General features: G+C 60.7%; 23 protein-coding genes, 1 tRNA gene and 1 pseudogene. 11 read left to right on the top strand and 14 right to left on the bottom strand.

Annotated elements, in window-relative coordinates; genetic code table 11:
• Positions 1–52: 52 nt before the first annotated feature.
• The 9 genes from ACQY8Q_RS11690 to obgE all read right to left on the bottom strand — a co-directional run bounded on the left by ACQY8Q_RS11690 (position 53) and on the right by obgE (position 9,560).
• Positions 53–1,252: a divergent polysaccharide deacetylase family protein gene (locus ACQY8Q_RS11690; RefSeq protein ID WP_428426732.1), complete on the bottom strand. Its 1,200-nt coding sequence runs from the start codon at positions 1,250–1,252 to the stop codon at positions 53–55.
• Between the two features lie 130 nt (positions 1,253–1,382).
• Entirely contained in the window at positions 1,383–2,705 is a 1,323-nt protein-coding gene (locus ACQY8Q_RS11685; protein ID WP_113247123.1) for a S41 family peptidase, read from the bottom strand.
• Positions 2,695–4,134: a murein hydrolase activator EnvC family protein gene (locus ACQY8Q_RS11680; RefSeq protein WP_428426731.1), complete on the bottom strand. Its 1,440-nt coding sequence runs from the start codon at positions 4,132–4,134 to the stop codon at positions 2,695–2,697. The genes ACQY8Q_RS11685 and ACQY8Q_RS11680 overlap by 11 nt, the downstream gene beginning before the upstream one ends.
• 116 nt (positions 4,135–4,250) lie before the next feature.
• Positions 4,251–4,733, bottom strand: coding sequence for a 23S rRNA (pseudouridine(1915)-N(3))-methyltransferase RlmH (gene rlmH, locus ACQY8Q_RS11675; RefSeq protein WP_428426730.1), 483 nt, complete (start codon positions 4,731–4,733; stop codon positions 4,251–4,253).
• Between the two features lie 200 nt (positions 4,734–4,933).
• Complete coding sequence (rsfS, locus tag ACQY8Q_RS11670; protein ID WP_428426729.1) at positions 4,934–5,380, bottom strand: ribosome silencing factor; 447 nt, start codon at positions 5,378–5,380, stop codon at positions 4,934–4,936.
• A 106-nt stretch (positions 5,381–5,486) separates the two neighbouring features.
• Positions 5,487–6,068: a nicotinate-nucleotide adenylyltransferase gene (locus ACQY8Q_RS11665; RefSeq protein ID WP_428429755.1), complete on the bottom strand. Its 582-nt coding sequence runs from the start codon at positions 6,066–6,068 to the stop codon at positions 5,487–5,489.
• 37 nt (positions 6,069–6,105) lie between these two features.
• Positions 6,106–7,386 carry a glutamate-5-semialdehyde dehydrogenase gene (locus tag ACQY8Q_RS11660; RefSeq protein WP_428426728.1) on the bottom strand — a complete coding sequence of 427 codons (1,281 nt, stop codon included), beginning with the start codon at positions 7,384–7,386 and terminating at the stop codon, positions 6,106–6,108.
• Positions 7,379–8,548 (bottom strand): glutamate 5-kinase, encoded by a 1,170-nt coding sequence (gene proB / locus ACQY8Q_RS11655; RefSeq protein ID WP_428426727.1) that lies wholly within the window; start codon positions 8,546–8,548, stop codon positions 7,379–7,381. The genes ACQY8Q_RS11660 and proB overlap by 8 nt, the downstream gene beginning before the upstream one ends.
• 1 nt (position 8,549) lies before the next feature.
• Positions 8,550–9,560, bottom strand: coding sequence for a GTPase ObgE (obgE, locus tag ACQY8Q_RS11650; protein ID WP_426238497.1), 1,011 nt, complete (start codon positions 9,558–9,560; stop codon positions 8,550–8,552).
• Between the two features lie 82 nt (positions 9,561–9,642).
• Here obgE and ACQY8Q_RS11645 point away from each other — a divergent pair, with 82 nt between their 5' ends.
• Positions 9,643–10,503 (top strand): endonuclease/exonuclease/phosphatase family protein, encoded by an 861-nt coding sequence (locus ACQY8Q_RS11645; RefSeq protein WP_428426726.1) that lies wholly within the window; start codon positions 9,643–9,645, stop codon positions 10,501–10,503.
• A gap of 49 nt (positions 10,504–10,552) precedes the next feature.
• On the opposite strand, the gene ACQY8Q_RS11640 is transcribed toward ACQY8Q_RS11645, so the two are convergent.
• The 4 genes and pseudogenes from ACQY8Q_RS11640 to rplU all read right to left on the bottom strand — a co-directional run.
• Complete coding sequence (locus tag ACQY8Q_RS11640) at positions 10,553–11,134, bottom strand: GNAT family N-acetyltransferase (RefSeq protein WP_428426725.1); 582 nt, start codon at positions 11,132–11,134, stop codon at positions 10,553–10,555.
• On the bottom strand, positions 11,131–11,787 hold the full coding sequence (locus tag ACQY8Q_RS11635) for a GNAT family N-acetyltransferase (protein WP_426129885.1): 657 nt from the start codon (positions 11,785–11,787) through the stop codon (positions 11,131–11,133). Before ACQY8Q_RS11635 ends, ACQY8Q_RS11640 begins: the two co-directional genes overlap by 4 nt.
• A gap of 129 nt (positions 11,788–11,916) precedes the next feature.
• Entirely contained in the window at positions 11,917–12,186 is a 270-nt protein-coding gene (gene rpmA, locus ACQY8Q_RS11630; protein WP_037096930.1) for a 50S ribosomal protein L27, read from the bottom strand.
• Between the two features lie 101 nt (positions 12,187–12,287).
• Positions 12,288–12,596 (bottom strand): annotated as a pseudogene (gene rplU / locus ACQY8Q_RS11625) (50S ribosomal protein L21); the annotation flags it as partial.
• Positions 12,597–12,883: 287 nt separating this feature from the next.
• Here rplU and ACQY8Q_RS11620 point away from each other — a divergent pair.
• From ACQY8Q_RS11620 to ACQY8Q_RS11590, 7 genes are all read left to right on the top strand, one after another.
• Positions 12,884–12,973 (top strand) — tRNA-Ser (locus ACQY8Q_RS11620).
• Between the two features lie 237 nt (positions 12,974–13,210).
• Complete coding sequence (osmF, locus tag ACQY8Q_RS11615; RefSeq protein WP_428426724.1) at positions 13,211–14,122, top strand: glycine betaine ABC transporter substrate-binding protein OsmF; 912 nt, start codon at positions 13,211–13,213, stop codon at positions 14,120–14,122.
• A gap of 25 nt (positions 14,123–14,147) precedes the next feature.
• Positions 14,148–15,365 (top strand): ABC transporter permease, encoded by a 1,218-nt coding sequence (locus tag ACQY8Q_RS11610; protein WP_428426723.1) that lies wholly within the window; start codon positions 14,148–14,150, stop codon positions 15,363–15,365.
• Positions 15,362–16,300, top strand: coding sequence for an ABC transporter ATP-binding protein (locus ACQY8Q_RS11605; RefSeq protein ID WP_428426722.1), 939 nt, complete (start codon positions 15,362–15,364; stop codon positions 16,298–16,300). Before ACQY8Q_RS11610 ends, ACQY8Q_RS11605 begins: the two co-directional genes overlap by 4 nt.
• Positions 16,297–17,049, top strand: coding sequence for an ABC transporter permease (locus tag ACQY8Q_RS11600; RefSeq protein ID WP_428426721.1), 753 nt, complete (start codon positions 16,297–16,299; stop codon positions 17,047–17,049). Before ACQY8Q_RS11605 ends, ACQY8Q_RS11600 begins: the two co-directional genes overlap by 4 nt.
• Positions 17,050–17,213: 164 nt before the next feature.
• Positions 17,214–18,350 carry a cache domain-containing protein gene (locus tag ACQY8Q_RS11595; protein WP_428426720.1) on the top strand — a complete coding sequence of 379 codons (1,137 nt, stop codon included), beginning with the start codon at positions 17,214–17,216 and terminating at the stop codon, positions 18,348–18,350.
• Complete coding sequence (locus ACQY8Q_RS11590; protein WP_428426719.1) at positions 18,347–19,438, top strand: hypothetical protein; 1,092 nt, start codon at positions 18,347–18,349, stop codon at positions 19,436–19,438. The genes ACQY8Q_RS11595 and ACQY8Q_RS11590 overlap by 4 nt, the downstream gene beginning before the upstream one ends.
• On the opposite strand, the gene uxuA is transcribed toward ACQY8Q_RS11590, so the two are convergent.
• Positions 19,435–20,610, bottom strand: coding sequence for a mannonate dehydratase (gene uxuA, locus ACQY8Q_RS11585; protein ID WP_428426718.1), 1,176 nt, complete (start codon positions 20,608–20,610; stop codon positions 19,435–19,437). The two genes, ACQY8Q_RS11590 and uxuA, sit on opposite strands and share 4 nt — an antisense overlap.
• 123 nt (positions 20,611–20,733) lie before the next feature.
• On the opposite strand from uxuA, the gene ACQY8Q_RS11580 reads away from it, so the two are divergent.
• Genes ACQY8Q_RS11580 through ACQY8Q_RS11570 form a run of 3 tightly spaced genes read left to right on the top strand, consistent with a single transcriptional unit; the run spans position 20,734 to position 22,961 of the window.
• Entirely contained in the window at positions 20,734–21,474 is a 741-nt protein-coding gene (locus ACQY8Q_RS11580; protein ID WP_428426717.1) for a FadR/GntR family transcriptional regulator, read from the top strand.
• A complete protein-coding gene (locus tag ACQY8Q_RS11575) occupies positions 21,467–22,252 on the top strand; it encodes an SDR family NAD(P)-dependent oxidoreductase (protein ID WP_428426716.1) in 786 nt (261 codons plus the stop codon). Before ACQY8Q_RS11580 ends, ACQY8Q_RS11575 begins: the two co-directional genes overlap by 8 nt.
• Before the next feature lie 22 nt (positions 22,253–22,274).
• Entirely contained in the window at positions 22,275–22,961 is a 687-nt protein-coding gene (locus ACQY8Q_RS11570; protein ID WP_428429754.1) for a D-lyxose/D-mannose family sugar isomerase, read from the top strand.
• The last annotated feature ends 13 nt before the right edge of the window (positions 22,962–22,974 follow it).

The following is a 22,974-nucleotide window of genomic DNA, read 5'->3' as shown; positions in this document are numbered from 1 at the left end:
CTGTCTGCCTTCCACGCTGGATCAAAGAGTCCGCGTGGCTCAATCGAATACGCTATTGCTGTTGCGGATCTTTGACGAGCGCCGAAACGCCGACAAATTCGATCCCGCGTGTACCCGCCTCGTCCATCCACTGGGAAATGGCTGCGACGCTTTCATCGAAGGCCGAAGCGACGCCGATGGCACCGCCATTGCGTCTGGCAATGCGCTCCAGTTCGTCGAGTTTCTTCAGGATCGCCGTGCGGTCGATCTGGTCATCGACGACCATGTCGGCGAATCCATGGGGTACGCCGATTGTCCCGGCCAGCGTTCCCGTCAGCGTCTGTGCCGAAGTCGCATCGTCGAGGAAGAGCAGCCCGCGCTTGCCGATATCGCGCATCACTGGCTCCAGCGCGTCAGCGTCCGAGAGAAAACGGCCACCGAGGAAATTCATGATGCCGGTATAGTTGGTGATCTGGGCGAGCGAATAATGCAATTCGGACAAATTCTTCTTCGCATCCAGCCCGACGCGCAGCGTGTGCGGGCCGGGATTGTTATCCGGATAATCGAAAGGTTCGAATGGAACCTGCAAAAGGATTTCGTGACCGGTGCGGCGTGCCTCCTGCATCCAGCGTTGCAGGCTGTTGCCCGTCGCGGCAAAGGCCATGGTGACATCGGGGGAAAGCTGACGCAGCGCATTCTGCGTGCCCGTCTGACTAAGCCCGAGGCCGCCAACAACGATGGCAATACGGACGCCGCGTGCACCGGACCATGGGCGTGCGTACTGATCCATCGGCCGCAGACCCTCAGGACCGGTGATCGGCAGTCGTCCCTCCGGGCTGTCTTCCAATAGGTCGTCATTCGGGAAAGTCGCCAGCCGAGGGTCCTGCCCCTTGGTACGGCCGACTTCGATGAAGGCGGGACCGTCGCCGTCGCGCTGTTTGGGCGAGAACTTGGTGACGATGGAACCGTTGTCGGTCAGCGTTTCCTCGACATGGGCACCGGAAAGGGCACCGCTTGTCTTCTGCTGCTTGAGCTGGGTGGTGTTGGGTTCTGCCGCCGGCTTTTCGCCTGGCTGGGTAGCATCCGCCACGCTCTGGGGTTCCGGCGGCAGGATCAGGCCGGTCGGTTTCAGAACGGCCCAGGCTGAAATGCTGATCAGCGCCAGGGCGCAAATTCCAAGCGAAAGGCGGCCGAATGTCAGGCGGGATTTCTCAGCTTTTGAGGGGCGCGTCTTGCGGTTTTGACCAAGAGGAGCGTTGAGATCTGTTCCCAAGAGGGCCTCTATCGATCTGAGTTGCGATGGCGGAAGCCTCAGGAAAAGGCATTCCCTTAAGAATCGAAACCGCCGCCCGGCTATGGCCAGGCGGCGAAGAGTATCAGGTGATCCGCATTTTCAGCGGATGTTACGGCTTCAGTTCGGCTTTTTCCGGATTGGCCGGGAAGGCGGGGTCCGTCTTCTTGCCGCGCAGAAGGTCAAGCGCGTAGTTCAGCTGCAGGTCGTCCTTGGTTTCCGGCGGGACATAAGCGACCGAGCCGGAGCCCTCGTCATTTTCGCTTTGGCCCTTGATATGACCACGCAGGCTGGACTCGCTCGTCGTTTCGACCTTGCCGAGCAGTTCCGGCGGCAGCGGCTGTTCGACCTTGATGTCTGGCGAGATGCCGGTGCCCTGGATCGACTTGCCCGATGGCGTGTAATAGAGCGCGGTGGTCAGACGCAACGCGCCGGCTTCGCCGAGCGGGATGATCGTCTGAACCGAACCCTTGCCGAACGAACGCGTGCCGAGAACGGTGGCGCGCTTCAGATCCTGCAGGGCGCCGGCAACGATTTCCGATGCCGAAGCCGAACCGCCGTTGACGAGCACGATGACCGGTTTGCCGTCGGTCAGATCGCCTGGTGTCGCGTTGAAACGGCGCGTCTCGTCAGGATTGCGGCCACGCGTGGAGACCACTTCGCCACGTTCCAGGAAGGCGTCGGAGACGTTGATTGCTTGGTCGAGCAGACCACCCGGGTTGAGGCGCAGGTCGAGTACATAGCCCTTGAGCTTGTCAGCCGGAACCTGAGCCTTGATCTTTTCGATCGCGTTCTTCAGGTCGTCATAGGTCTTTTCCGTGAAGGAAATGACCCGGACATAACCGACATCGTCTTCCGTACGGAACTTGACGGCGCGAACGGCGATGATGTCGCGAACGATCGTGATGTCGATCGGCTTTTCGGCACCCTTGCGCAGGATGGTCAGCTTGATCGACTTGCCGACCGCGCCGCGCATCTTGTCGACCGCTTCCTCAAGCTTGAGGCCGCGCACGTCAACGTCATCGATCTTCGAAATGAAGTCACCGGCGAGAACGCCAGCCTTGGCAGCGGGTGTATCGTCGATCGGGCTCGTCACCTTGACGAGATCGTCTTCCATGGTGACTTCGATGCCGAGACCACCGAACTCACCCTTGGTTTGGGTGCGCATGTCTTCGGCATCCGTCGAATTCATGTAGCTCGAATGCGGATCCAGCGACGAGAGCATGCCGTTGATGGCATTCTCGATCAGCTTGTCGTCCTGCGGCGGCGTTACGTACTGCGCACGCACACGCTCGAAAACATCGCCGAAAATCGACAGTTCGCGATAGGTCGACGGGTTAGCCGCGACGGCCGGGACGATGGAGGAATATACAACGCCCGTAGCCGCTGCACCCATGAGTGCCCCGACCAGAACAAGTGACGTTCTACGAATCATTGCGTGCCTTTCCGGTGTCTGCTGCGGTCCACCATGGTCGGGAATCAACCGGTTTTCCGTCTTTCCTGAATTCAATGTAAAGCGTCGGGCGTTCTGTTTCCAGCGCCAATGCAGTGGCACTCGCCACTCTTTTGTTACCCATCGTACCGAGCGGTTCACCGGCGACGACGAATTGGCCCTGCTGTACCGTCACGCCTTCCAAACCTGAGAGAACAACGTGATAGCCGTCGCCGGGATTGAGGATGATCATCTGGCCGTAGCTGCGAAACGTACCGGCAAAAACGATCCAGCCATCCGATGGCGCCGTCACCAAAGCCCCTGCATTGGTCTCGAGCATGATGCCCTGAAGCGAATGCCCCGTGCCGTCGGCATCGCCGAATTTGCGCAGGATCGATCCGGCAACCGGAAGCGCGAGCTTTTTCTGCAAGTCCGAAAACGCATATGCAGGCGCAATACGGTTTTTGTCGGGCGTCGTGCTGTTTGCCAGCTCACGGGCCTCGTTGCGCTGAGCCTCCGACATCAGCCGGCGGTTTTCCTCTTCGGCCTTGGCGGCGGCGGCTGCATCGCGTGCAGAGGTGATCTCGCTCTCGATCGAGCCGATCAGCCCCTCAAGACTGGTTGCCTGCGTTGCAAGCTGTTCGGCCTTGCGGCGTTCGGAGGCGAGTTCGGTGGCGCTGCGCTGTTTGAGTTTCTGTTTTTCAACGATCAGCATGTTCATGCGTCGCTCTTCCTCGAGCCTTGCCGTCATGTCGTCGCCAAGCGCCTGTTTCTGAGTAACGATTTCCTTGCGAACACCGGCGAGCGCCTTGAGGTCAGCTGCAAGATTTTCCGTCTCGTGACGGATACCAGGAACGACAGCGCCGAGCAGAATGGCGCTGCGCACGGAGGCGAGCGCATCTTCCGGCGTGACGAGCAGCGCCGGCGGTGGATTGCGGCCCATCCGCTGCAGCGCTGCCAAAACCTCGGCCAGCACACTGCGCCGGGCGCGCAGGGAGGCATGAACGGCGTCCTCCTTGGTTCGCAGGGTGGTCAGTTTGTCTTCACCGTCGATGATCTGCTGTTCCAGCGCCTTGCGTTTGCCAGCCGAATCGACAAGCGCCGTCCGCAGCGATTCACTGGTTTTCTCAAGTTCGGCGATCCCCGCCTGCAATTGCGCGGCACGATCGTTGGACACGGTGATGGTTTTTGACAGGGCTTCCAGTTCGCTGCGGGTGCTATCGCGTTTGACGGCAAGTTCCGCAGCGGGATCGGCTTGCGTCGGAGCCTGCCCAGAGGCTGCCTGCGGGCTCTGATCCGGTATTTCTGGAGTTTGAGCGGGCGCGACGGTGGCGAAGAGGAGAGTGGCTGCCAGAAGGCCCATGCGGAAGCAGAGCCATCCGGCGTCTCCCGGCTGCTCTTCCCGTGCCTGCTTTGCCGCATCTGTCGTCATTCCGCCATTCGCTGTCAGCCGTCTCTGTAAGCAAAAAACCCTACGCTGATTTGGCTATTTCAGCCAACAGCCATTCGTGGCAATTGCGGCATACGGATGGCGGCACACCGCATTCGTCAAACCCGGTGATAGGGATGGCCTGAAAGGATGGTGACGGCGCGGTAAAGCTGCTCCGCGATCAGGATACGCACCAGCTGATGCGGCCATGTCATCTTGCCGAGGCAAATGACAGCATCAGCCTTAGCGTGAAGGGCGGGATCGAGCCCATCGGCGCCACCAATTGCAATCGTCAGGTCCCGCTTGCCGCTATCGCGGAACGAACCAATGAGGGATGCAAAACCTTCGGAATCGAGCGCCTTGCCGCGTTCGTCGAGCAGGATGAGAAGGCTGGCGTCCGATAGTGATTTTTCAAGTTGGGCAGCCTCTTCGCGCTTACGCGTATCGGCGCTCGATCCCCGGCTTTCGGGGACTTCGGCAATGCGCGAAAGCTCCAGGCCGATTGCAGGACCGGCCTTGGCGAAGCGGTCGAGATAACGGGCCGCAAGATCCTTTTCCGGGCCAGCCTTGAGGCGCCCGACGGCAAAGAGGCCAACCCGCATATCATTTCCCTAATTTCACTATGCCAGTCAGAGCATCGCCGTTTTATCTGCGGCGAGAGGCACATCCCTATCGGCCCAGCGGAACGCTGGTGCTGGACTTCATTTTGCAAACGGCCGCAATCGGACAACCTATCCTGCACGACCATTGCAGGATCCAAATGTGTCACTTCCCGCTCAACGCCCAATCGGGCGCCGTGCGCTTAGTGCAATGTACTGTCTTCCATCTCCGGCGTGGCCCACATCTTTTCGATGTTGTAGAACTCGCGGATTTCCGGGCGGAATACGTGGACGATGATGTCGCCGCCGTCGATCAGTACCCAGTCGCCGGTCTCCAGACCTTCAACGCGGGCATTACCCTGGCCACCGTCCTTAAGATCGGTCATCAGGTGATCGGCGATCGCCATGACATGCCTGCTCGACCGCCCTGAGACCACAACCATGTAGTCTCCCAGCGCCGATTTTCCGGCAATGTTGATGGTGACAATATCTTCTGCCTTTGAGTCCTCGAGACTGTCGAGAACCAGCTGAAGAGCACGGGCAGCGACTTCGTCGCTGCGTTCCGGGCTTTGCGGGAAAATGCGGGTGACATTTCCCTTCGCGTGTACTGTTGTCAGAGGTTTTCCTTTCCAGGTGAACAGAACAGGCATGATGCGATTCGAATGTCGGTCGAGCCGCACTCTAAATGTAGGCACCAATACCCTAAGGTTTCAAGACACGAGAAATAAATGACGGTTAATCATTGCTGATATGCACTCAAGATTTCGCCCGCAGCGCGGTGGAGCTCAGCGGTGAGCGAGGCCCGTGAATGAAGGTCCAAGCGGGGGCCTTGCGCCAAGCGAGGCTTGCCGCATGTGCTTCGTCAACGCGCGCATAATCAAAGGTTTTTGCCATCTTCGAGGACAGATAGGACAAGGTATCGCCGGGACGGTCGATGACGGCGATTGGGAAGGTGCAGGCGATTTTCTGCCAGTCCTGCCAGAGATGAAAATTCTTCAGATTATCGGCGCCCATGATCCAGACGAAATGAATGCCGCGATTCCGCTCGCGGATTTTTTCCAGCGTGCGCGCCGTATAGCTCTGGCCGAGCGATTGCTCGAAGGCTGTTACCTTGATGCGTGGGTCATGGGTGATTTTCTCGCTGAGCGCAATGCGTTCGGCAAGCGGCGCCAGATGGTTGCGGCTCTTCAGCGGATTACCGGGTGTCACCATCCACCAGAGCTGCTCCAGCCCAAGCCGGCGCAACGCGATATCGGCAACAAGCACATGACCATCATGCGGCGGATTGAACGAGCCGCCGAACAACCCGACGGTCATGCCGTTCTCGACATGGGGCATTTTCAGATAGAACGGATCGACGTCGCCCGTCTGCACCTTACGGCCGGACCTGACCGGTGCCGCGCACCCTGTATTTGAAAGAGGTCAGCTGCTCGACACCGACCGGCCCGCGCGCGTGCATCTTGCCGGTGGCAATCCCGATCTCGCCGCCCATGCCGAACTCGCCGCCATCGGCAAACTGGGTCGAGGCATTGTGCAGCAGGATGGCCGAATCGACCTCTGCGAAGAAGCGTTCGACGACGGCCGGATCTTCGGCAATGACGGCTTCCGTGTGGGCCGATGACCAGGACGAGATATGATCGACTGCGCCTTCAATGCCATCGACCAGCGTCACTGAAATGATCGCGTCGAGATATTCGGTTGCCCAGTCTTCCTCGGTGGCAGCAATCAGCCTTGGAACCATGGTGCGGATATCTTCGCTGGCGCGGACTTCGCAGCCGGCATCACGAAGGGCAGTGATCAGCGGAAGGACGAATTTGTCCTTTGCCTTGCGGTCGATCAGCAGCGTTTCGGCGGAGCCACAAATGCCGGTGCGGCGCATCTTGGCGTTGACGACGATCCTTTTCGCCATCTCCAGATCAGCGGAAGCATCGACATAGACGTGGCAAAGGCCTTCCAGATGGGCAAAGACCGGCACGCGGGCCTCGTTCTGGACGCGGGCAACAAGGCTCTTGCCGCCACGCGGAACGATGACGTCGATCGAGCCGCCAAGACCGGTCAGCATGGCGCCGACGGCCGAGCGGTCAGAAACCGGCACCATCTGGATCGCATGCACTGGAAGTCCGGCATCCTTCAAGCCTTGCACCATGCAGGCATGGATCGCCTGCGATGAATGCAGGCTGTCCGAACCGCCGCGCAGGATGACGGTATTGCCGGCCTTGAGGCAAAGCGCGCCCGCATCGGCGGTAACGTTTGGACGGCTTTCGTAGATGACGCCGATGACGCCAAGCGGCGTGCGAACGCGTTCGATATGCAGGCCGTTGGGGCGATCCCACTCGGCAATGATATCACCGACGGGATCAGGCAGTTCGGCGATTGCGCGGATGGCATTGGCCATGTCGAGCACGCGGTTTTCCGAAAGGGTCAGCCGGTCGAGAAAGGAGGCGGCGACGCCGGTTTCGCGGGCATTTTCAAGATCGAGCGCATTGGCGGCGAGAATGTCGTCCTTATGGGCAACAATATTGCTGGCCATGCTGATCAAGGCCGCATGCTTGCGCTCGGCGGATGCCGTGGCCAGCGGCCGGCTGGCGGCGCGGGCCTGGCGGCCGATTACCGCCATCAATTCCTGGATTTCTTTCTTTCGCGCATCGTCAAGCATGAGCGTCGCTCCTCACTGCATCCGTCTCCCGCTTCGCGGCCGCGGTCATCACCATATCGTCGCGATGCACCATGGCGGCGCGTCCGGCGTAACCGAGAATGACGGCAATCTCCGCCGATTTCTTGCCGGTGATCTGACGGGCTTCGTCGGCATCATAACCGGCCAGCCCGCGGGCAATTTCGCGGCCTTCCGCACCGATGATGGCAATCGTATCGCCGCGGCTGAACGATCCGGTCACCTGGCGAACGCCGGCCGGAAGCAGGCTCTTGCCGGAGCGAAGTGCTGTTTCAGCCCCGGTGTCGATGGCCAAGCTGCCAGCCGGCAGCAATTGCCCCGCAATCCAGGTTTTGCGCGCGGTCACCGGCGAACCGGACGGCGCAAACCAGGAGGAGCGGGCACCATCATCGATTGCCGACAGCGGATGATCAACCTTACCCGATGCAATGATCATGGCGCAGCCAGCGCCAGTCGCAATCTTGCCGGCATCAATCTTGGTTCGCATGCCGCCGCGCGACAGTTCGGATGCAGCCCCCCCGGCCATTGCCTCAATCTCTGGAGTGATCTCGGCGATCGTTTCAAGGAACTGCGCATCCGGATCCAGATGCGGTGGGGCGGTGTAAAGCCCGTCGATATCGGAAAGAAGCACGAGCAGGTCGGCGCCGGTCATGGTGGCGACGCGGGCGGCCAGACGGTCATTGTCGCCATAGCGGATTTCCGTAGTGGCGACGGTGTCGTTCTCATTGATGATCGGAACGGCGCGCATCTTCAAAAGCTGGCTGATGGTGGCGCGGGCGTTGAGGTAACGGCGCCGCTCTTCTGTATCACCAAGCGTCAAAAGGATCTGGCCGGCAACGATCTCGTCGGCTGACAGGCTTTCGGACCAAGCACGGGCCAGAGCAATCTGGCCAACGGCAGCCGCTGCCTGGCTTTCTTCCAACTTCAGCGCGCCGGGCGCGAGATCGAGCACCGAACGGCCAAGCGCAATGGCGCCCGACGAGACGACGAGAACCTCGACACCCTTGGCCCTGAGTGCGGCGATATCAGCGCACATGGCATTCAGCCACTGCTTCTTCAACCCGGTCTTGCGGTCTACAAGCAGGGCCGAGCCGATCTTGATCACAATCCGGCGGTATTTTTCCAGCGGTTTGCGTTGCGGCGTCATGTCAGTCTTCGTCCACCGGGGTTTGCGCGGCGACGATGATATCGCGCAGCGCGCGCAACGTTTCGGTCATGCCGGTGCCGACCACGGCCGACAGCAGCAGCGGCGTCTGGCCGCTGGCTTTCGCCAGTGCCTTCTGCTTCTTCTTCAGTTCGGTCGGATCGAGCACGTCGATCTGCGACAGCGCAACGATTTCAGGCTTGCCGGTCAGCTCGCCGCCATAGGCTTCGAGCTCGTACTTGACGGTCTTGTAGGCCTTGGCGACATCTTCCTCCTGCGCGGAAACAAGATGCAGCAACACGCGGGTGCGCTCGACATGGCCAAGGAACCGGTCGCCGAGACCGACGCCATCATGGGCGCCTTCGATCAGGCCCGGAATATCGGCCAGGATGAATTCGCGGCCGTCGATGGTCGCAACACCGAGGTTCGGGTGCAGCGTCGTAAACGGGTAGTTGGCGATCTTCGGGCGAGCGCGGGTCACCGTCGCCAGGAATGTCGACTTGCCGGCATTCGGCAGGCCGACCAGACCAGCATCGGCAATCAGCTTAAGCCGAAGCCAGATGGTCTTTTCTTCACCTTCAAGGCCCGGATTGGCCCAGTTCGGTGCCTGATTGGTCGAGGATTTGAAATGGGTGTTGCCGAAACCGCCATTGCCGCCGGCGGCCAGCCGGAAGCGCTGACCCTCGGCGATCATGTCGACGATCATCGTCTCAGAGTCTTCCTCGAAGATCTGCGTGCCGACCGGAACTTTCAGCGTTACATCGCCGCCGCCAGCGCCGGTGCGATTGCGGCCCATGCCGTGGATGCCCGTGCCAGCCTTGAAATGCTGCTGGAAGCGGAAATCGATCAGCGTGTTGAGACCATTGACGGCCTCCACCCAGACGTCGCCGCCACGGCCGCCGTCGCCGCCGTCCGGGCCGCCGAACTCGATGAATTTCTCGCGCCGGAACGACACAGCGCCAGCTCCGCCGTCGCCGGACCGGATATAGACTTTTGTTTCGTCAAGAAATTTCATCGCACTGCCATCTGTTTGGTGTATTTGCCGCCACAATTGTCGCCATCGATATAGGCGCGTGCTCCGGAGGTCAAAGAATATCGTGAAGTTTTTGAGCTATAACATCCAGTACGGCGTCGGTCTCGACGGCCGTTTCGATCCCGAACGCATCGCTGCAAGTCTTGAAGGTGCCGATGTGATCGCGCTGCAGGAAGTGACGCGGAATTTTCATCGCAACGGCTATGCGGATCTTCCCGCCATTTTTCGCGACCTGATGCCGCAATACTTTTCCACCTTCTGGCCGGCCTGCGAGATCGATGCCGGATCGGCGATCGAGAACGGCCGGGCCGTCGAGCGCCGCTTCCAATTCGGCAACATGATCCTGTCGCGTTTCCCGATTGCCGCGACCCGCCTCATTCCGCTGCCGCGCAGCCGGACGATTTCGCCGATGAACCTGCAGCGTGGCGCCACCGAAGCGTTGGTCGTCACCCCTGACGGTCCGCTGCGGGTCTATTCGGTTCATCTCGACCATGTCTACCCGGCCGAACGCATCACCCAGATCGCTCACCTGAAGGAAAAGGCTCTGTCCTATCCGCGCGAGGGCGGGGCGATCACCGGCGGCGGTGATTTCGGCTTTGCCGAGCTGCCGCATCCGGAAGACTTCGTGCTGATGGGCGATTTCAATATGGAGCCGGAAGGGCCGGAGTACTGCCTGATGACCGGCGCGCGCGATGCCTATTACGGCCGTTCGCTGCGGCTGGAAAACCCGGTGGATGCGCTGGCGCATCTGGGCCGGCTGACGCCTGAAAGCTACAGCTGGATCAATCCCGCCGATCATCAAAAGCGCATGCATCTCGACTATTGTTTCCTCAGTGCAGGTCTTGCGCCGCGCTTGCGGCATGCCTGGATCGATACCGAGGCCGCAGGCTCTGACCACCTGCCCGTCGGCTTCGAGCTGGACTAGCTTAAAGCGAAAAGGCCCGCAGTTTCGTTGCTGCGGGCCTTTGTTCGTTTCACGGTGCGATGAGGGCACCCGCCGTGATGCTGGTCTCGATATGGCTGACCATGCCGTTGCGGGCCAGCGCATAGACCTGGCTGCAGCCGGTGATCTCGAAGCCAAGCTTCTTCTGCAGCTTCAGCGATCCGGCATTGTCGGCAAACACGCCGGAATGCAGGACGGTGCCGGGCATACGCCGGAAGAACCGCTCGATAGCCGCATACGCCGCCTCGCTGGCATAACCGTGGTTCCAGTAGTAGCGGTTCAGCCAGTAGCCGAGATGCCATTGGCCGTGCATCAACTCGATGCCGACGCAGCCGATATGGACGTCGTCGCCGGTGGTGATCGCCAGCGTCCAGCCGGCAATCAGCCCAGAACCCTGCCGGACCAGCCAGTCATGTGCGTCCTGCCGGTGATAGGGCACAGGCACCCGCGCCAGCATGCGCGAGACCTGAAAGTCGGCCAGCGATTGCGCCACCGCATCTGCATCGGACAGCTTGTGCGGACGCAAGACCAGCCGTGCGGTTTCGATGACCGGGCAGGGGCCTGGATCGGGACGAACGGCAACCTTCGGCCGTTCACGCAGGTGAGCGGTCATCTCAGACCTCCCCAACTGCGCAACGACATCCAGGTCTTGCGATCGAGCCGGTACCATTCGACGGCCATCATGCCGCCCAGTGCCAGGCTGTCGACCATGCCGGAGCCCTGGAACTGGAAGCCGCACTTCTGGATGACCCGCCGCGAGGCGACGTTCATGACCCGGCAGCGCGCATCGATCTGGTCGATGTCGCGGGTGCGGAAGGCCATGTCGGTCAGCGCCTGCGCCGCCTCTGTGGCAAAACCCTTGTTCCAGTGCGGTTCGCCCAGCCAGTAGCCGAGCTCCGCCGTCTTGCCGTCGGGATGCGGCTCGATACCGCAGCAACCCAGAAATGCGCCATTATCCGCTTTGGTAATCGCATAGACGCACTTGCCAATCGTGCCCGTTTTCGTACGGCGTACGAAATCCGCAGCATCGGCCACCGTGTACGGGTGCGGCATGCGCGAAACCATGGTGGCGATATTGGCGTTGTTGGCAAGATGGGCAAGGGCGTCGATATCGTCTTCGTGGGGGGCGCGCAAAACGAGCCGGGGCGATAACAATATCGGGCAATCGGTCCTTGACCGTTGGGGCCGCAGCCGTTCCTGAGAAGATTCCAGGGAATCTTCCCGGGGAGACCGTGATTGGCTCTCCCTCAACAGTTCGCTTTGCATGTTCAGTCCTCCAAGACGTGAAAAAGGGGAGATCGGGCATTGCCCCATCTCCCCTTTTGATCTTGGCCTGAACACAGTAAGCGTCAGCCGGGTCGATGAGACGCCGGCTGTTTTAAGAGCGCTACCGGCTTATTCCGCTGCTTCGGCTTTCGGCATTACAGACACGTACACGCGGCCATTGGCCTTCGTACGGTAGTTCACATTGCCGGCCGTAAGTGCAAAAATGGTGTGGTCCTTGCCGAGGCCAACATTGGCGCCCGGATGCCACTGGGTTCCGCGCTGACGCAGAATAATGTTGCCCGGAATGACGACTTCGCCACCGAACTTCTTTACGCCGAGGCGCTTGGACTGTGAATCGCGACCGTTGCGCGAGGAACCGCCAGCTTTTTTATGTGCCATGGATGTTCTCCTTTAAACCTTGGATCCGTGTCTCAGTTTGCGGCTTCAGCGGCAGCGTCGTCGGACTTCTTGGAAGTCTTCTTCGCCTTCGCGCCGGCAACAGCAGCGATGTCCAGGATGCGGACAGTCGTGTTGTGCTGGCGGTGACCGCGGGTGCGCTTCGAGTTCTGGCGGCGGCGCTTCTTGAAGGCGATGACCTTCTTGGCGCGGCCATGTTCCACAACTTCGGCGCTGACAACGGCACCTTCGACAAACGGAGCACCGATGGTTGCATCGGCGCCGACGCCGACCATCAGGATCTCGGTGAATTCAATCTTGTCGCCTGCGGCGCCTTCCAATTTTTCAATCGTCAGAACGTCGTTGGCTGCCACGCGGTACTGTTTACCGCCGGTTTTGATGACTGCGAACATTTTTTATCCTTTCATGTTCGTTCCGGCTCTTCACTCAGGGTGAGGCCGTCTTTTTCTTCAGTCGGACATAACAAGGCGTTTCGGCCTTGCCGGTGAACGGGCACAATAGAAACCCGGCGCGGTGAGGACTTGCCACACCACTTCGATTTCGCGAATTACGTGAAGCCGGCAAAACTGTCAAGGTGAAAGACGCGGATCCGATTGATTTTCCTTGATCCACCCTCTTGTCATTGCCGAAAACTGCCGCTATGAACCGCCTCGCGCTAACGGCGCCGACCAGCATATCCGGAGAGGTGGCAGAGTGGTCGAACGCACCGCACTCGAAATGCGGCATACCTGCAAGGGTATCGTGGGTTCAAATCCCACCCTCTCCGCCATTACCTCATGACATTATCATGCTCATCCGGAATGCCGTTCTGCGGCCCGATCGGGTAGCGGATATTGCATTTCGTCGTGTCGCCGTAACTTCCGCAAGTTCCACAATCCACCGACTGCGCAAATTCGCTTTTCTGCGCTCTATTTTTCTCCGAACCACGCCACATATGGCAGTTTATGCCCCGACGAATGCGGGCGGGCGTGGGAGAAATTGTGAACAGTTTCAAGGGAGAACTATCGTGCGTCTGAAAACAACATTGATCGGGGCCGCTTTCGCCGTGCTCGTTTCCACGGCTGCGGCCAATGCCCAGGTCGTCGTGTCCTCGAAGATCGACACCGAAGGTGGCGTACTCGGCAATATTATCCTCGCCGTGCTCAAGGCCAATAATATCGAGACGACCGATCGGGTACAGCTTGGCGCGACACCTGTCGTGCGCAAGGCGATCGCTGCGGGCGAGATCGATATCTATCCGGAATATACCGGCAATGCCGCGTTCTTCTTCGAAAAGGCCGACGATCCGCTCTGGAAGGATGCCGCCAAGGGCTATGCCGAAGCCAAGAAGCTCGACTATGATGCCAACAAGATCGTCTGGCTGACGCCGTCGCCGGCCAACAACACCTGGGCGGTCGCGGTGCGCAAGGATCTGGCCGATGCCAGCAGCATCAAGACCTTCAGCGATTTCGGAAAATATGTTGCCGGCGGTGGCACGGTCGTGCTGGCGGCCTCCTCGGAATTCGTCAACTCGGCCGCGGCTCTGCCGGCATTCCAGACGACCTATGGCTTCACGCTGAAATCGGACCAGCTGATCACCCTTTCGGGCGGCGATACCGCAGCGACGATCTCGGCTGCGGCCAACCAGACGAATGGCGCCAATGCCGCCATGGTCTACGGCACGGACGGCGGCATCGCGCCATCGGGCCTCGTCGTTCTTGAAGACGACAAGGCGGTGCAGCCCGTCTACCAGCCGGCGCCGATCATCCGTGAGGCAGTTCTGAAGGACCATCCGGAGATCGAAACCCTGCTGAAGCCGGTGTTTGAGAAGCTTGATCTGGTCACCTTGCAGGATCTGAACGGCCGCGTTCAGGTTGGTGGTGAACCGGCAAAGGCAGTCGCGGAAGACTTTTTGAAGAAGAACGGTTTTCTGAAATAAGCCATTTGAAATAGGCTGCCGTAAAATGGTCGGCTCCCGAAATGGAGCCGGCCTGGATGGGGATGGGGATGGCAGTTTGAGCATTCGCTTCGACAAGCTCGGCGTGGTCATTGCGCTGCTGATCGCTTACGCGGTGCTGGCCGCGCCGTTTGCGACCTTTCGTGCCAATCGCATCGTGCCGGGCGATGCGAAAGGCATCCTTGATGCCTTGCCCGTTGGGGTAGGTTTGCTGCTTTTGGGGCTGATGGCCGGTGCGGCGCTGATCGTTCTTTTAAAGACGCCGACGCGTTCTCGGCTGCTTGTCGCGGCAGCGGGTCTGGCTGCCATTGCGGTGTTCATCGGGATGGCTGCGACGTTTCTGACCCCGCCATCCAACAGCTACGCCCGGGTTTCTCCGGCTTCCGGCTTCTGGATCCTGCTGTTTTCCTTCGCCCTGCTGGCGGCCGATTCGATCACGCGGCTGCGGCCTCTGCCCTTGGTCAGGGTCCTGCTTCTGGCGATCACGCTCGGTGGGGCATCAGTGGTCCTGATGTCGGGCCTGTGGGACGGCCTGTCGATCCTCAAGGAATATTCAGGCCGTGCGGATGTCTTCTGGCTGGAGGCTGGAAGGCATGTGACGCTGGCGCTTGGGTCGCTGTTTGCCTCGGTTCTGCTCGGGTTGCCGCTCGGCATTCTCTGCCACCGGGTAGCGCCGTTGCGGGCCGGCGTGCTCAACACGCTGAACCTGATCCAGACGATCCCGTCCATTGCGCTGTTCGGCATTCTCATCGCACCGCTTGGCTGGATCGCCGTCAATGTGCCGGGGGCTGCCGCTATCGGCATTCGCGGTATCGGTGCAGCCCCTGCCTTCGTCGCACTGTTTCTCTATTCGCTGCTGCCGGTGGTTGCCAATACCGTCGTTGGTCTTGCCGGCGTGCCGCGCGAAGCCAACGAGGCCGCCCGCGGCATTGGTATGACGGATCGGCAGCGGCTGTTCGACATTGAGTTTCCACTGGCAATGCCGGTCATTCTCACCGGTATTCGTATCGTGCTGGTGCAGAATATCGGCCTTGCCACCATCGCGGCCTTGATCGGCGGTGGCGGTTTCGGTGTGTTCGTGTTCCAGGGCATCGGCCAGACGGCGATGGATCTGGTGCTGCTTGGCGCGGTGCCGACAGTGGTGCTGGCCTTCGCAGCGGCGACCGTGCTCGACGCGCTTATTGAAATGAACGCTCCTCAGCGAGAACGAAGCAGGACCGCATGATCGAAATCGACGGGATCACCAAACGCTACGACGGTATTACCGTCGTCAACAATGTGTCGATGACGATCGAGCCGCGCACCGTGACGGTCATTGTCGGCACGTCCGGTTCGGGCAAGACGACGCTTCTGCGGATGATCAACCGGCTGGTCGAGCCGACATCCGGCGCTATCCGCCTCGATGGAGAGGACAACCGCTCGATGCCGGGTTTCGAACTGCGCCGCCGGATCGGCTATGCCATCCAGGGGCATGGATTGTTTCCGCATCGTACCGTCGCGCAGAACATTGCCACGGTACCGGTGCTGCTCGGCTGGGACAAGGCGCGGATCGATGCCAAGGTGGCAGAACTGCTCACGCTGTTCCAGCTTGATCCTGCCGCGTTCGCAGCCCGGTTTCCGCACGAGCTTTCCGGCGGCCAGCAGCAGCGTGTCGGCGTGGCGCGGGCCTTGGCCGCCGAGCCGAACGTGCTTTTGATGGATGAGCCATTCGGTGCGCTCGATCCGATCATCCGGGCAAAGGCACAGGCCGACCTGTTGGCCATCCAGCGGTTGCTGGGCACGACGATCGTGTTGGTCACGCATGACATGGACGAGGCGTTTCACCTCGCCCACAAGATTGCCGTCATGGATAAGGGCGCGCTTGTTCAATACGGCAAGCCCGCCGAACTGGTGAAAGATCCGGCGACAGAATTCGTCCAGACGCTGATCGGCACCAGCGAGCGGCCGTTCCGCCTGTTGTCGATCGAAACCGCAGGGGATGCCGTCGAGCCTGGAACGGCGGACGGAAAACCATTGGCGGAAACGATCAGCCAACGCGATGCGCTCTCCGAACTCCTGTGGGCCGGACGCGCCGCATTGCCGGTCGCAGCCTCGGACGGGACGATCCTTGGCAAGGTAACCCTTGAGGGGCTGACCAGACGGGCGGCAAAACCGCAATGAGGGCATGGATCCCGCATCTTCTGCGCGCAGCGCTGCTGGCTGTCCTAATAGCCTTTCTGGTATCGCCGGGCTGGTTTGATCCGTTGTTAAAACCGTTGGTGCAGGACAATGCGCCGGCGATCTACAATCAGGGCAGCCTGCTGACGCTGACGCTGCTGCATCTGCGCACCGTCGCCATTGCCACGACCGGTGCCATCATTGTCGCTGTAACGCTGGCCATCCTTGTGACGCGGTCTTTTGGTGCCGAATTCCTGCCGCTATCGCGCAGCCTGGTGAATGTCGGGCAGACATTTCCGCCAGTCGCGGTATTGGCCCTGGCAGTACCTATCCTTGGTTTTGGCGAAAAGCCGACGCTGGTGGCGCTGTTTCTCTACGGGCTGCTGCCGATCTTTGAAAACACGCTGACGGGACTGACGACCCTGCCAACTTCGGTGATGGAGGCGGCTCGTGGCTCGGGCATGACGGATCGCCAGCGCCTGTTCAAGGTGGAACTGCCGCTGGCCATGCCGGTGATCCTGGCCGGTATCCGGCTATCGGTGGTGATCAGCCTTGCCACAGCAACGATCGGTTCGACGGTGGCGGCAAAGACACTGGGCGAAGTCATCATTGCCGGGTTGCAATCCAACAACATCGCCTTCGTTCTGCAGGGCGGGTTGATTGTCGGTGCGCTTGCCGTGCTGATCTATGATGGCTTTTCAGCAATCGAGCGCATTCTGGCGCGGCGCGCAGGGCTGTCGGTGCGGAGTTAGCCGGCAACCATCTTCGACAATGAAGGCCTGCGAAATCAGCTAATGTTCAAAGGATCGTGGGCACCGCGTCCATTACACCAAAAATGACCCAGGTCCTGCTCTGTTGGCGGGGAATCCGGCACTGTAGAAGACGCCGTCTTTCCCCCTTCAATGACAGGTTTTTGATGAAGTTCCGGCGCAATGCACCTACCGCAATCATCCTTGCGATCGTCCTAACTGTGGCGGGAGCGGCTTTCGTTTCAAGCCGGTTGTTTTCCGGCATGACCGATGCCGTCGAGGCGGATCAGTTCCGGGTGATGGGGGCGATCGTGCAGACCGCGATCAGCGACGCCGAGAACAAGGCACTTGCCCGCGCCGAATTGCTCGCCGACCTGCCTGCGGTACAGACGCTGCTTGCAGCGGGGAACCGCACTGGACTTGAGGCCGAACTCGCCAAGATGTTCGCCAACCAGAAGGCGCGGCATGGCGTTGATCAGGCACAGTTCCATGTGCCGCCTGCGATCTCGTTTCTCAGGCTCCAGGATCCGGCAAGCTTCGGTGACGATCTGTCGGCATTCCGGCCGATGGTCGTGGCGGTCAATCGCGACCGGGTGCCGCTGAAAGGGGCTGCGGTTGCCCGCAGTGGACCGGCGATCTTCGGCGTTGCGCCGATGTTTGACGCCGCCGCCAAACATATTGGTAGTGTCGAGATCGGTATCGCCTACGGCCCTTTGCTGGCTGGCCTGAAAACCGCCTACGGCATCGATCTGGCGCTGTTCATCGAGGAGCAGGCGCTCAAGCAATATGCGCAGGGTGTCGATCCCGAACGGATGGGCGAGCAGAATCGGGTTGGCCGCTACATCCGCTTCGAGTCCACCAATGCCCAACTGATGGCGGAGCTTGCTGGAGCCGAAGATGTCGCGGTGGTCAACGAGCCGGTCCGTTATGTCCGTGATGCGCAGGGGTTGGTGCGTGGCGTGCTGCTTTTGCCGGTCAACAGCAGTTCCGGAACGCCGCTCGGCGTGATTGCCGCCACGGCGGATTTCAGCGCCTCGCGCGCCGCCGTCAGCCGCTCGCTGATCTGGCAGGGCGTCATCACCTTGATCGCCATCCTCGTTCTTTGCGGCGTCATACTCGTCGTGCTGCGCGGGTTTTTGCTCAGGCCGCTGCAGGTGCTCGGGCAGCGCTTCGATGCCGTCAGCGCCAACGAGCCGCTGGCACCGATCGCCGGTTCCGAAACGTTTCCGCATGAAATGCAATCCTTTGTCGCGCTCTACGAGAAGATCAGATCGCGGCGTTCGGAAGCGGACAAGGCACAATGAGAGCCGTGGCGAACGCTATTCTGGTTGTTCTCGGCTGGGCCGCCGTTGGGATATCTCTGCTCTTGTCCGGCCCGGCGCTGGCCGGGATGGATCTGCCGCGCGGCAATGGCCTGCCGGTGATAGTCCAGGCAGGGGCGTCTTTCCTGTCGCTGGATGGTTTCGATGAGAATGCCGGCACGTTCCGCGCCACGGTCGATGTTCGGCTGCGCTGGACGGATCAACGGCTGGCGCGGACCGGCCCTGCAGCGGGATCGCCGCCTGAAACGCTGCGGGACGCCGAAGCCCAAGCCCGGATGCGCGAGATCTGGGTGCCGCCTGTCGTCCTATCCAACCAGATTGGTGAAGCCGCGCTCTCGGACGACGGCCTGCGTATCTATCCGAGCGGCCGGGTCGAGCTTTTGCGGCGCGTCACCGCCGATTTTTCCGTCGATGTCAATGTCGAGCGGTTTCCCTTCGACCGGCAGCGGCTTCCGCTCAAACTGGTGGTCAGTGGCTTGACGGTTGCCGAAGTGGCGCTGCGTTTCGACCAGTCCGACATCGATTATAGCCGCCCCTCGGCCAATGCTGCGCTTGCAGGCTGGAGCGTCGGCCTTGTCGATCTCAAGAGCCAGCCGCAGCCCGGCTGGTATAATGGCACGCATGCGCAGGTGGTTGCCTCACTCGATATCGCCCGGCAGCCGGGCGTCGTCGTCGCCTCCATCTTCATCCCGCTGTTTGCCTCGCTGGTCATTCCGCTGCTGGCAATCTGGCTGAACCGGATGGAGGATGGTGTCTTCCAGGTCGATACTTACGAGATGGTCAATATCATCATCGGCGGTCTATTTGCCGTCATCGCGCTGAATTTCACCGTCTATAGCAGCTATGCCGTGCTTGCGAGCGGTGACAACACAGTCAACCGGCTGTTTGCGCTCAACTATCTAACACTGGCCTCAGCGCTGTTCGTCAATATCCTGTTTGCCCGCTTCAACGTCGTGAGCCGGCTGTTCGGACCTTATGTTCAGGAACAGGCCTATGTGACGATCATGTGGGCGGTGCCATGCCTGATCCTCACGCTCGCCACGGCCTTCATGCTGGTCGCCTATGTTTAGGTCAGTTGATCGACAGCGGCGATGACGCCGCGCAGTTCGGCGAGACCCTTGAGGCGACCGATGCAGGAATAGCCGGGATTGACCGTCTTTTTCTGATCATCGATCAACAGGTGGCCATGGTCCGGCCGCATCGGGATGACGCTATCGCTGCGGCCTTCCTTTTCGCGGCGCCGTTCCTCGGTGCGCAAAGCCGAGATCAGCGAGACCATGTTGACATCGCCTGCCAGATGTTCGGATTCGATGAAGGAGCCGTCCGGTTCCTTGCTGACGTTGCGCAGATGGGCGAAATGAATGCGGCTGGCGAAGCGTTTTGCCATTGCAACGACATCACTGCCGGTGCGCGAACCATAGGAGCCGGCGCAGAGGGTGATGCCGTTTGCCGGCTCATCGACTGCATCGAGGATGGTTTGAACGTCGTCCGCTGTGGACACGACACGGGGCAGGCCAAACAGCGAGAACGGCGGGTCATCCGGGTGGATGGCAAGCCGGACGCCGTTTTCGGCCGCGACAGGTACAACTTCCTTGAGAAATTCGATCAGATTGCCGCGCATATCATCGGATGAGACGGCATCGAAGCTGGCAATCTCGGCACGGATTTTTTCGCGCGTATGGCTGTCCTCGCCGCCGGGCAGGCCAGCGATGATGTTCTTTTCGAGTGTCAGGATTTCGTCTTCGCTTTTTTGCGCCAGACGTTGCCTTGCGGCTTCGATGACATCCGGTGTGTAGCCGTCTTCGGCGGCGCGGCGCTTGAGCACGAAAACGTCGTAGGCGACGAAATCGATCATGTCGAAGCGCAGAGCAAAACCGCCGGCCTCGGTCGGATACATCAGGTTGGTGCGGGTCCAGTCGACCACCGGCATGAAATTGTAGCAGACCACGGGCACGCCGCCCTTGCCGAGATTGGCAAGGCTCTGTTTCCAGTCATCGAGAGTGCGCCGCCATTCGCCGTCGCGCCGCTTGATCGCCGAGTTGACGGGAATGGACTCGCAGACGGACCATGTCATGCCGGCTTTTTTGACCAGCGCCATGCGCTCGGCGATATCGTCCGGGGTCCAGATGCGGCCGTCATAGATATGGTGGAGTGCGGTGACGACGCCGTGCGCGCCGGCCTGGCGCGCATCCGACAGGGTGACCGGATCCTGCGGTCCAAACCAGCGCCAGCTTTCGAGCATGCCCATCTCTCCCGTTATAATGTTGGACAATTAAAGCAATAATTTTCAGAAAATCAATATGGAAGAGTTGATCCGTTCATTATGTCGGACATATGCTGCCGCAAAACGGGCAAGGAGAATGACATGGAGAACGGCGTGCGGGGTTCCGCCGTTGACGGAATGGTCGATCGCATCCGCGGCCTTATCCGCGAGCGCGGCCTGACCGTTGGCGACGTGCTGCCGAGCGAGGCGGAGCTTGCCGTCATGTTTGATGCCAGCCGCAACACGGTTCGCGAGGCTTTCCGGACGCTGAAGGCCTATGGCGTTGCCGAATCGCGGCAAAAGGTCGGTGCCGTTCTGACCGATCAGCATCAATCGGCGATGCGCGACCTGTTTTCCTTTGCCATGGACATTTCCGTCGATGCCTTCCGCGATATCCAGGGCTACCGGCGGCTGACCGAGATGAGCCTGTTTGATCTGCTTTCTACCCGGATCACCCAGGAAACACTTGCCGGAATGGAGACGCTCAACGCGCTTATCCTGCGGGCCGGTACACCTGAAGAAGCCTCTGAACTCGACTATCAATTCCACAAGCTGATGGTGGATGCGGCCGGAAACCGGACGCTGTCGGAAACCTACGGCATGCTGAAGCCGGTGATCCAGCGACTGATGCTGGCGGGCAAGTCGCAGCGGCTGGTGCTTGAGAGTGTCGCGGCCGAGCATGCCGATATAGTCAAGGCACTGCGCGAACGCGATCGGATCGGATTTGCCTACCATATGGACCGGCATCTCGATGCTGGGCTGGAATTCATTCCGGCGGCGGAGGCGAGACGGGGCGGGCGGGCGGCCGGAACGTCAAAGGGATGGGAGACAGGCGATGCGTGAATTTGCCGGAAAAATCGCGGTAGTCACCGGAACGACGGGTATCGGCCGGGCCGTTGCCCTGTATCTCGCCCGGCAAGGCGCGGCCGTTGCCTCGCTGGGGATCGATCAGGCTGCCAATGCCGAGCTTCAAACGATGGCCGCTGCCGAGAACCTCGCGCTCACCGTCTTTCATGCCGATGTCTCCGTCCCCGCCGATGTGCAACGGGCCATGGCGTCCGTCGTGGCAGCGTTCGGCGGCATCGACATCATCGTCAACTCGGCCGCTGTTCATCCTTATGGCACTGCGGAGACGACACCATTCGAGATCTTCATGCGCTGCATGGCCGTCAATGTCGGCTCGATCCACCTGACGGCAGAATTCGGCGTGCCAGAGATGCGCAAGCGCGGCGGCGGCGTCATCGTCAATCTCTCCAGCGTGCAGGGCCATGCCTGCCAGAGCGGCGTCTCTGCCTATGTTGCCTCCAAAGGCGCGATCCATGCGCTGACGCGGGCGATGGCGCTGGATTTTGCCGCTGATCGCATCCGGGTCGTGTCGATCAGTCCGGGCTCGGTGCGCACGCCGATCCTGGAGCTGGCGGCGAAGACATTCGAGGGGGATGATGCCGATATCGATGCTGTGTTTCAACGATTCGGTGCCGCCCATCCGCTGGGCCGGATCGGCGAGCCGGAGGAAGTGGCAGTGCTTGCCGCCTTCCTCGCCTCGGACAAGGCCGGCTTCATCACAGGATCGGATCACAGGATCGATGGTGGCCTGACGGCCGGTATCGGTGTTCGCTGAGGGAGAGACCATGACCATTCCGATGAAACGCAGCGCCATCAATGCTATCATGCGCGAGAGCGAGGCTTTCATGCGCTCGTTCGGCTTCATCCTGCCGCCGTTTTCGCGCTGGTCGCCGGACGAGATGCGGGCACGCAAGGGCGAGATCGACGGAATTACCGGCGCTTCTCTTGGCTGGGATATCACCGACTTCGGTCTCGGCGGTTTCGAAAAGACCGGACTGTTCCTGTTCACCATCCGCAACGGCCGCTTTGCCGATCTGCAGCGGGGGCGGGGCATGCTTTACGCCGAAAAGGCGATGATCGCCCGCAAGGATCAGGTCACGCCGATGCACCGGCATCTGTTGAAAGCCGAGGACATCATCAATCGCGGCGGCGGAACGCTGGTGGTTGACCTGTTCGGCGATACCGGCGGGCAATGCGACCGCGGCAAGGGCACTCGCGTGGCGACCGACGGCATCTGGCGCGATCTGTCACCGGGCCACAAACTCAAGTTGGCACCTGGCGAAAGCGTGACGCTGATGCCGGGCGACTGGCATGCCTTCTGGGGCGAAGGTGCCGACGTTTTCGTCGCCGAGGTTTCGACCGTCAACGACGACACTACCGACAACATCTTCGAAGACCCCGCCGTAACGCGGTTTTCCGGGATTGACGAGGATGAGGCGCCGCTGCATCTGCTGGTGCCGGATTATCTGGAATGGTTGCGGTAGGGCTGCGTTTTGA

Origin of the sequence: Pararhizobium sp. (assembly GCF_965279435.1) — a bacterium.
Classification (GTDB): Bacteria; Pseudomonadota; Alphaproteobacteria; order Rhizobiales; family Rhizobiaceae; genus Pararhizobium.
Note: the sequence above shows the minus strand (reverse complement) of the source record. Positions and strands in the feature narration are given on the sequence as shown.

Coding starts and splice junctions, on each gene's coding strand:
- ACQY8Q_RS11685 (WP_113247123.1), bottom strand. CDS start 2,705: ATGATTCGTAGAACGTCACTTGTTCTGGTCGGGGCACTCATGGGTGCA.
- ACQY8Q_RS11680 (WP_428426731.1), bottom strand. CDS start 4,134: ATGACGACAGATGCGGCAAAGCAGGCACGGGAAGAGCAGCCGGGAGAC.
- rlmH (WP_428426730.1), bottom strand. CDS start 4,733: ATGCGGGTTGGCCTCTTTGCCGTCGGGCGCCTCAAGGCTGGCCCGGAA.
- rsfS (WP_428426729.1), bottom strand. CDS start 5,380: ATGCCTGTTCTGTTCACCTGGAAAGGAAAACCTCTGACAACAGTACAC.
- ACQY8Q_RS11665 (WP_428429755.1), bottom strand. CDS start 6,068: ATGCCCCATGTCGAGAACGGCATGACCGTCGGGTTGTTCGGCGGCTCG.
- ACQY8Q_RS11660 (WP_428426728.1), bottom strand. CDS start 7,386: ATGCTTGACGATGCGCGAAAGAAAGAAATCCAGGAATTGATGGCGGTA.
- proB (WP_428426727.1), bottom strand. CDS start 8,548: ATGACGCCGCAACGCAAACCGCTGGAAAAATACCGCCGGATTGTGATC.
- obgE (WP_426238497.1), bottom strand. CDS start 9,560: ATGAAATTTCTTGACGAAACAAAAGTCTATATCCGGTCCGGCGACGGC.
- ACQY8Q_RS11640 (WP_428426725.1), bottom strand. CDS start 11,134: ATGACCGCTCACCTGCGTGAACGGCCGAAGGTTGCCGTTCGTCCCGAT.
- ACQY8Q_RS11635 (WP_426129885.1), bottom strand. CDS start 11,787: ATGCAAAGCGAACTGTTGAGGGAGAGCCAATCACGGTCTCCCCGGGAA.
- rpmA (WP_037096930.1), bottom strand. CDS start 12,186: ATGGCACATAAAAAAGCTGGCGGTTCCTCGCGCAACGGTCGCGATTCA.
- ACQY8Q_RS11610 (WP_428426723.1), top strand. CDS start 14,148: ATGGTCGGCTCCCGAAATGGAGCCGGCCTGGATGGGGATGGGGATGGC.
- ACQY8Q_RS11605 (WP_428426722.1), top strand. CDS start 15,362: ATGATCGAAATCGACGGGATCACCAAACGCTACGACGGTATTACCGTC.
- ACQY8Q_RS11600 (WP_428426721.1), top strand. CDS start 16,297: ATGAGGGCATGGATCCCGCATCTTCTGCGCGCAGCGCTGCTGGCTGTC.
- ACQY8Q_RS11595 (WP_428426720.1), top strand. CDS start 17,214: ATGAAGTTCCGGCGCAATGCACCTACCGCAATCATCCTTGCGATCGTC.
- ACQY8Q_RS11590 (WP_428426719.1), top strand. CDS start 18,347: ATGAGAGCCGTGGCGAACGCTATTCTGGTTGTTCTCGGCTGGGCCGCC.
- uxuA (WP_428426718.1), bottom strand. CDS start 20,610: ATGCTCGAAAGCTGGCGCTGGTTTGGACCGCAGGATCCGGTCACCCTG.
- ACQY8Q_RS11580 (WP_428426717.1), top strand. CDS start 20,734: ATGGAGAACGGCGTGCGGGGTTCCGCCGTTGACGGAATGGTCGATCGC.
- ACQY8Q_RS11575 (WP_428426716.1), top strand. CDS start 21,467: ATGCGTGAATTTGCCGGAAAAATCGCGGTAGTCACCGGAACGACGGGT.
- ACQY8Q_RS11570 (WP_428429754.1), top strand. CDS start 22,275: ATGAAACGCAGCGCCATCAATGCTATCATGCGCGAGAGCGAGGCTTTC.